Origin of the sequence: Micromonospora sp. CV4 (assembly GCF_003667455.1) — a bacterium.
GTDB lineage: Bacteria > Actinomycetota > Actinomycetes > Mycobacteriales > Micromonosporaceae > Micromonospora.
In genome coordinates this window covers 1-2,983 of sequence record NZ_RCVI01000082.1, presented here as the reverse complement: position 1 = coordinate 2,983, position 2,983 = coordinate 1, and the positions used below count along the sequence as shown (strand labels likewise).

Here is a 2,983-nt window from a genome sequence, read left to right as displayed (position 1 = left end):
GGGCCCGCCCGGGGTGGCGGTGGCGCCGCCGCCCGGGGCGGCGGAGGGGATCGCGACGTACGTGCGGCAGCGCGGCTCACCCGCCGGGGCCTCGGTCGGCTCCACCCGCCCCCGCTGGGGCTCCCCGGTGGCGGCGACAGCGCCGACGACCCCGACGCCCACCGGCACCCGCAGCGTCTCCGTTCCGTCCCCCTCCGGCCAACGCCCGTCCAGCCCCTCGGTGCACTGTGCGACCAGCACCCCACCGGTCTCCACCAGCAGCACCGCTCCGGCCCGCGCCCCGGTGGCCGCGATGGCGCTGTGCAGGATCACCCGCAGGATGCGTTGCAGGTCGTGCGTGCTGGCCAGGGTGTCCCCCAGGACCGCGAGGTGCCCGCGCAACTGGTCCCGGCTGCTGGTCAGCGCCGCGACGTACGACCCGGTCTCCCGGGTCATCCGGTTGAACGCGGCGGCCAGCCGGCCCAGTTCGTCCCGGGTGCGCACCGGCACCCGGGCGGTCAGGTCGCCGTGCGCCACCCGGTCCACCGCGCCGGCCAGCTCCACCAGCGGCCGGGTGGTCACCCGGGCCAGTCGCCAGGCGGCCAGCACGGCGAGCAGCCCGGCCAGCACGACCACGCCGACCAACGTGACGTGCAGCGCGGGTGGCTGCTCGCTCGCCACGGAGAGCACCAGCGGCAGCGGCTGCCCGGAGGACGGTCCGATGCGTCGCACGTACCGGCCCTCGGTGGTCTCGGTGACCTGGTCGCCGTCGGTGGCGATGGCCGCGGCCAGCACGGCGTCGCGTACCGCGCGGGATTCGGTGGTGTGGGTGACCCGCGCGGCGCTGGCACCGCCGTCGAGCAGCGTGACCGCCACCCCGGTCACCGCCGCCAGCCGGGCCACGAAGGCCGGGTCGACAACCTGCGCGGCGGCCACCGTGCCCAGCAGGGTCCCGGCGCGGTCGCGCAGGTCGACCCGGGCGGCCACGGCGCGGACCGGGCCGGACGGCGCGGCCGGGCCGCCGCACTCGCGCCAGGGGGTCGCCGGCGCTCCGGGCGAGGCGTAGGTGACCTGGCCGGACACGTCGGTGATCAGCACTCCGGCGGCCAGCCCTCGGCCGACCAGCTGGGCGGCGGCGCCGGCCGGGTCGCCGGTGAGGGCCACCGCGTCGGCGGTGGCGCGCAACTGCTGGCAGAGCGCGTCGACCGAGGTACGCACGGTGGACGCCGCCACGGCGAGGCGCTCGGTGGAGCGGCTGCGGTCGACGGCGGCGACGGTGGAGGCGACGAAGAACGCGCCGAGCAGGACCGGCCCGAGCACCACCACGAGGAAGGCTGCCGTCAACCGCCCGCGTAGCGTCACTCGGTCCCCCCGGACGGTCCGCTGTCGTTGCTTGCGATGCTGACACAGAGCAACCGTGGGAGAGGCGTTGCGTCAGGAGTGTTGCGTGCCGGAATTTTCTGATGAAGCGGAAGTGACCCGGGTGGCGAAGCGGGACACCCGCGCCGAGCTGCTCGCCCGACGCCGGGCGCTGAGCGGTCCGGCCCGGGCCGCCGCCGCCGGGCGCGTCCAGGCCGAGCTGGTCGCGCTGGTACGCCGGCTGCGCCCGCGGCGGATGACGGCGTACGTGCCGGTCGGCTCCGAGCCGGGCGGGGCGGACCTGCCGGAGGTGCTGCGGGCGGCGTTGCCGGCCGACGCCGAGCTGCTGCTGCCGGTGCTCCTCGCCGACCTTGATCTGGACTGGGCGGCGTACACCGGGCCGGACGCCATGATCGCGGCCGGCCGGGGTATCCGGGAGCCGGTCGGACCCCGGTTCGGGGTGGCCGCGGTGACCGGCGCGGACCTGGTGGTCGTTCCGGCGCTGGCGGTCGACCGGCGCGGCCGGCGGCTGGGCCGCGGCGGTGGCTCGTACGACCGGGCGCTCGCCCGGGTGCCCACGGCGACGCTGACCGTGGTCCCGCTGCACGACGGCGAGCTGGTCGAGGCGCTGCCGGTGGAGCCGCACGACCGACCGGTCCGCGCGATCGTCACCCCTGCCGACGGGGTGCGTACGCTTGACGACGGCCCGGGAGCGGCGCATGGTGTCGCGCCCCACACGTCCGCTGGACGAACCCGGGGCGAATGACGCACCATTGGCACTCGAATAGGTCGAGTGCCAACTGGCTGAGCCCAGATCCGGAGGAGAACGTGCCCACGTACCAGTACGCCTGCACCGCGTGCGGTCACCAGCTCGAGGCGGTCCAGTCCTTCTCTGACGCGCCGCTGACCGAGTGCCCGACGTGTGCGGGGCGGCTGCGCAAGGTCTTCAACTCGGTCGGCATCGTCTTCAAGGGCTCGGGCTTCTACCGCACCGACTCCCGGGCGTCCGGCTCCGAGACCTCGGCCGGCGGCACGGCGAGCAAGCCGGCCAAGTCCGAGTCGTCCTCGGGTGGAGACTCCGGGTCGTCGTCGGGTTCGACCGGGTCGACGTCCTCGTCGTCCGGCTCGTCGTCGTCCTCCGGCTCGTCGTCGTCCGGCTCGTCGTCCGGCGGGTCGAGCGGTGGCAAGGCCCCGGCGGCCAGCTCCGCGTCCTGACCGCCCGCCCGCCGGCTTCCCGGGTGGGCAGGTGGTCGTCCCCGTGTCATAGCAGGTCCGGCCGGTCGGTGGGCGTTGTCCACAGGCCGGCCGGTTGTCCACAGGCACCGGCGGACGATCAGCTGAGCTGGCTCCGATCGGCCTAACCTGCAGCCCACGGGTGTCGCTGCGGCACCCGCGACGGGAGGCGGCAGATGGCGACCGGCGATCCAGACTCCGCTCGGGCGTTACGGCCACTTCGGCGGCTCGCCCTGCCCGGCAGTCGCACCCTGCTCCGGGCCGGCCTGGTCGCTGCGCTGCTCGGCCTGGCCGCCGCCGTCCTGCACACCCCGACCGGCTGCCCGCCGACCACGAGCGCCACCCCGACCCCCGGCCGGGCCAGCGTGGGACCGGTCGACGGGCCGCCGCCGACCGGCGTGGTCGACCGGCC

The 2,983-nt window shown here is 76.2% G+C and carries 3 protein-coding genes and 1 pseudogene; 3 read left to right on the top strand and 1 reads right to left on the bottom strand.

Annotation, left to right across the window (positions count from 1 at the left end; translation table 11 throughout):
- Positions 1-1,341: HAMP domain-containing protein (locus EAD98_RS00550; RefSeq protein ID WP_233583661.1), on the bottom strand; the 1,341-nt coding region annotated here is incomplete at its 3' end.
- An 85-nt stretch (positions 1,342-1,426) separates the two neighbouring features.
- On the opposite strand from EAD98_RS00550, the gene EAD98_RS00545 reads away from it, so the two are divergent.
- The 3 genes and pseudogenes from EAD98_RS00545 to EAD98_RS31125 form a co-directional block, all read left to right on the top strand.
- Positions 1,427-2,104 (top strand): 5-formyltetrahydrofolate cyclo-ligase, encoded by a 678-nt coding sequence (locus EAD98_RS00545; protein ID WP_121652143.1) that lies wholly within the window; start codon positions 1,427-1,429, stop codon positions 2,102-2,104.
- Positions 2,105-2,166: 62 nt separating this feature from the next.
- On the top strand, positions 2,167-2,553 hold the full coding sequence (locus EAD98_RS00540) for an FmdB family zinc ribbon protein (RefSeq protein ID WP_121652142.1): 387 nt from the start codon (positions 2,167-2,169) through the stop codon (positions 2,551-2,553).
- Between the two features lie 194 nt (positions 2,554-2,747).
- Positions 2,748-2,983, top strand: a pseudogene (locus tag EAD98_RS31125) (hypothetical protein); the annotation flags it as partial.